Origin of the sequence: Algibacter sp., from assembly GCF_049667265.1 — a bacterium.
GTDB lineage: Bacteria > Bacteroidota > Bacteroidia > Flavobacteriales > Flavobacteriaceae > Algibacter_B.
This window is the reverse complement of the sequence record NZ_JBATHX010000411.1, coordinates 1-1,792: the sequence shown is the minus strand read 5'-3', so window position 1 is coordinate 1,792 and position 1,792 is coordinate 1. Positions and strand designations below refer to the sequence as shown.

Below are 1,792 nucleotides of genomic sequence, written 5' to 3'. Positions count from 1 at the left end.
TAACAATTCCCTTTAGAGTACCATGTTCATCAACAATAGGAATACCACCAATACCATGTTCTGCCATACTTAATTTGGCATGCTTTACTTCAGCTGTAAGAGGTAACGTAACGGGATCTATAATCATTCCACTTTCTGCACGTTTTACTCTTTTTACCTTTTGTGCTTGTGCCTCAATTGACATGTTTTTGTGCAACACACCAATACCGCCTTCTTGCGCCATGGCTATAGCCATTTTACTTTCAGTAACCGTATCCATGGCAGCGGATATAATGGGCACATTAATAGTAATGTTTCGGGTAAATTTTGTTTGAATATTAACCTCTCTTGGAAGGACTTCAGAAAAGGCTGGTACTAATAGTACGTCATCATAGGTTAAACCTTCTCCGACAATTTTGTTTTCGTGTGCAGTCATGTTGCAATTATCATTATAATTGCGTGCAAATATACGATATTAAAATAGATAAAAGCGCTTATTTTTTGTTAAGAAAATATCTTGCTATTATCTATGATTTCTGAAATAACTGTTTCAAAATAATGACTGTTGAAGCTGTAAAAGTAAGGGTCATTAATAAGCCTGAAAACATAACAATATACTTCATCCAGAGCATTCCTGTCCAGAGTAAATAAAGCCCCCCAAATGTTAGAATTACTGATATAAAAGGTTCTACTATTAAAAACATTTTAATTTTTTTATTGAGCTTTGTAATAGAAACTAATAAGCCTACTAAAAAGAAAATGATTGACATTGATAAAATATGATTATGGACTAAAGTGAGCATTTCTTGAGGGCTTTTTTTGAAGCGCATAATATCAGCGGCTTCATCAGCTTCATTACCTAAATACTGCTCTTCTATACCATTTGGGTTTGCTGAAGATGTTTCGCCTACAAATAATAAACCGGTATAAAAACCTATACTTAATACCATTATGAAGGCTCCGATTAATAATTTAATCTCCTTTGGAAATGTAAGTATTAAGCCGTTTAAATGCATTTAAAGGATGTTTTTGTTTTGAAGTATTTTTAAAGACTTGAGAAGATCGTTCATAGCATTTGTCATGGAACGAACTGAAATGGTTGCTCCTGAAATGGCTACAATATTTTCGCCATGTTTTACCTCATCGCCACCTTTTTTACCTATAAATTGTTTTAACCAACGGGTGCTTCCTATTTCACCACCGTATTCTTCTCGGTAGATTAAAACTTTTGATTTTAAAACAATTAAATCTTTATCAAGCAAAACTAAATAATCAAACTGTGCCGTTTTACTTGGAGCTTTTGATAGATAGGCATATCCTAAAAGATTGCCTTTATCGTCTATTTTAAAGAAGTTATTGGATTCGAATTTTGATGGTAAGTCCTTTGCAACTTCAGAAGCAATTTTAACTTCGGTGAAATTAAAGGTTTCAATACCATAGGTTTTTTCGATTTCCTTATCCACCTTTTTCTGAATGTTTTGTGGCAAACCAAAAGACATGAGTATTAAAGCTAAAACAAATATTGAAACTGGTTTTAAATTCATATTGCAAAAGTATTGTTTTTTATTATGCTAACAATTAAAATGCCAAATAGCTTATTAATAATATGAAATTAATAAATAAGCTATTTGGTACTTGTGCGTTAGGCCTGCCGGCAGGCAGGGAAAAAGGCATTTGTTGAAGCTCTTTTTGTGTTGTTGCACCCCTGCCTGCCGGCAGGCAAGTATGCAACACAAAAAAGCGACTGCCGAAAGCCCGACCCTTTTGGGTAACGCCCAAATTTTATTAGAACCAAACTCCGATTCCGAAGTTT

At 33.9% G+C, this 1,792-nt stretch carries 3 protein-coding genes; all 3 read right to left on the bottom strand.

The window, feature by feature from the left end; genetic code table 11:
- Nucleotides 1–415, bottom strand: a 415-nt coding sequence (locus tag WBN21_RS14390; protein WP_424201464.1) for an IMP dehydrogenase, incomplete at its 3' end; no start/stop codon positions are given.
- A gap of 91 nt (nucleotides 416–506) precedes the next feature.
- Complete coding sequence (locus WBN21_RS14385; RefSeq protein ID WP_424201462.1) at nucleotides 507–995, bottom strand: hypothetical protein; 489 nt, start codon at nucleotides 993–995, stop codon at nucleotides 507–509.
- On the bottom strand, nucleotides 996–1,523 hold the full coding sequence (locus tag WBN21_RS14380; RefSeq protein ID WP_424201460.1) for an FMN-binding protein: 528 nt from the start codon (nucleotides 1,521–1,523) through the stop codon (nucleotides 996–998). It lies immediately after the preceding gene.
- Nucleotides 1,524–1,792: the final 269 nt, after the last annotated feature.